Annotated in this window: 1 tRNA gene and 2 rRNA genes (1 of these 3 cut by a window edge); all 3 read left to right on the top strand. The window is 54.4% G+C overall.

What is annotated here, in order from left to right:
• A 23S ribosomal RNA gene (locus AB0T83_RS19985) occupies positions 1–1,933 on the top strand; it begins 891 nt to the left of the window's first position.
• Positions 1,934–2,041: 108 nt separating this feature from the next.
• A 5S ribosomal RNA gene (gene rrf, locus AB0T83_RS19980) occupies positions 2,042–2,156 on the top strand.
• Positions 2,157–2,236: 80 nt separating this feature from the next.
• Positions 2,237–2,313: transfer RNA gene (locus AB0T83_RS19975), tRNA-Met, on the top strand.
• Positions 2,314–2,500 lie beyond the last annotated feature (187 nt).

The following is a 2,500-nucleotide window of genomic DNA, read 5'->3' as shown; positions in this document are numbered from 1 at the left end:
GGGTAATGGGGCCCCACAGGCTTACTGATCCTAACCAAACTCCGAATACCCGGGAGTACTAGATGGCAGACACACTGCGGGTGCTAACGCCCGTAGTGGAGAGGGAAACAACCCTGACCTACAGCTAAGGCCCCCAATTCATGGCTAAGTGGGAAAGCAGGTGGGACGACCAAAACAACCAGGAGGTTGGCTTAGAAGCAGCCATCCTTTAAAGATAGCGTAACAGCTCACTGGTCTAATCAAGTTGTCCTGCGGCGAAGATGTAACGGGGCTCAAGCCATGAGCCGAAGCTTAGGATGCCGTAAGGCATGGTAGCGGAGCGTAGTGTGACATAGTTCCATGTGTCCTTAGTCCCTTCGGGGACATTGGACACAAGGAGCTTACTGTGAAGCCGGCCTGTAAGGGATCCGGTGGAGTGATCACTAGCGAGAATGATGACATGAGTAGCGACAAACAGGGTGAGAGACCCTGTCGCCGAAAGTCCAAGGGTTCCTGCTTAAAGCTAATCTGAGCAGGGTAAGCCGGCCCCTAAGGCGAGGCAGAAATGCGTAGCCGATGGGAATCAGGTTAATATTCCTGAGCCAGGAGGATGTGACGGATCTCGAAGATTGTTTCCCCTTATCGGATTGGGGAGGCCGTTGAGAGGTTCCTGGAAATAGCCCTCCATGAGACCGTACCCTAAACCGACACAGGTGGACTGGTAGAGAATACCAAGGCGCTTGAGAGAACCACATTTAAGGAACTCGGCAAAATACCTCCGTAAGTTCGCGAGAAGGAGGCCCGTTCAGAAGGCAACTTTTGGGCGGGGGCACAAACTAGGGGGTGGCGACTGTTTACTAAAAACACAGGGCTCTGCGAAGTCGCAAGACGACGTATAGGGTCTGACGCCTGCCCGGTGCCGGAAGGTTAAAAGGAGGAGTGAGAGCTCCGAATTGAAGCCCCGGTAAACGGCGGCCGTAACTATAACGGTCCTAAGGTAGCGAAATTCCTTGTCGGGTAAGTTCCGACCTGCACGAATGGCGTAACGACTTCCCCGCTGTCTCAAATGTGGACTCAGCGAAATTGAATTGCCTGTCAAGATGCAGGCTTCCCGCGGTTAGACGGAAAGACCCCGTGCACCTTTACTACAGCTTCACATTGGCATTAGGCCGAGCATGTGCAGGATAGGTGGTAGGCTTTGAAACCAGGACGCCAGTCCTGGCGGAGCCTCCCTTGAGATACCACCCTTGCTCTGCTTGATGTCTAACCGCGGTCCGTTATCCGGATCCGGGACCCTGTGTGGCGGGTAGTTTGACTGGGGCGGTCGCCTCCTAAAGCGTAACGGAGGCGCGCGAAGGTTGGCTCAGAGCGGTCGGAAATCGCTCGTTGAGTGCAATGGCAGAAGCCAGCCTGACTGCGAGACTGACAAGTCGAGCAGAGTCGAAAGACGGCCATAGTGATCCGGTGGTCCCGAGTGGAAGGGCCATCGCTCAACGGATAAAAGGTACGCCGGGGATAACAGGCTGATGGTGCCCAAGAGTCCATATCGACGGCACCGTTTGGCACCTCGATGTCGGCTCATCTCATCCTGGGGCTGGAGCAGGTCCCAAGGGTACGGCTGTTCGCCGTTTAAAGAGGTACGTGAGCTGGGTTTAGAACGTCGTGAGACAGTTCGGTCCCTATCTGCCGTGGGTGTAGGATACTTGAGAGGAGTTGCCCCTAGTACGAGAGGACCGGGGTGAACGATCCACTGGTGGACCAGTTATCATGCCAATGGTAGTGCTGGGTAGCTATGATCGGACAGGATAACCGCTGAAGGCATCTAAGCGGGAAGCCCCCCTCAAAACAAGGTATCCCTGAGGACCGTGGTAGACCACCACGTCGATAGGCCGGAGATGTAAGCGCAGCAATGCGCTCAGTTGACCGGTACTAATGGTCCGATAGGCTTGATTTGATCCAGTAGAAGCAAGACGCTTCCAAAACATCAAAAGTCGTACACCAAACGTGTGCCTGACTTGGACAAAAATACCCCGTCACAAACGGGGTCGCACAGCTTTCTCGGTTTGGTGATCATAGCACAAGTGAAACACCCGGTCCCATCCCGAACCCGGCCGTTAAGCACTGCAGCGCCAATGGTACTGCGTCTCAAGACGTGGGAGAGTAGGTCATCGCCAAACCTAGTAAGCTGTGCAAAAATATCTCCGTATCTCTCAAAACGATCCCTCACAAAACGGGCAAAAAACAAATGCCCAAGCGTCGCGGGGTGGAGCAGCCCGGTAGCTCGTCAGGCTCATAACCTGAAGGCCGCAGGTTCAAATCCTGCCCCCGCAACCAGAAATCCAACACGATATCAAAGACTTGAAGTCGGCCTCGGCCGATCAAGTTTTTGATGTCGCGTTTTACATCAACGCCACCTCAACGTTTGACGAGTCCACCAGGCGGAACTGACCCGCACCGGGTTTGCCGGAGGCTCCAACTCCTGAGTAGGATGGAGCATCATGACAAAGACAACGAACAAGTA

The sequence above is a fragment of the Meridianimarinicoccus marinus genome (assembly GCF_040689105.1).
GTDB classification, from domain to species: Bacteria; Pseudomonadota; Alphaproteobacteria; order Rhodobacterales; family Rhodobacteraceae; genus Meridianimarinicoccus; species Meridianimarinicoccus marinus.
This window is presented reverse-complemented; position numbering and strand designations above follow the sequence as displayed.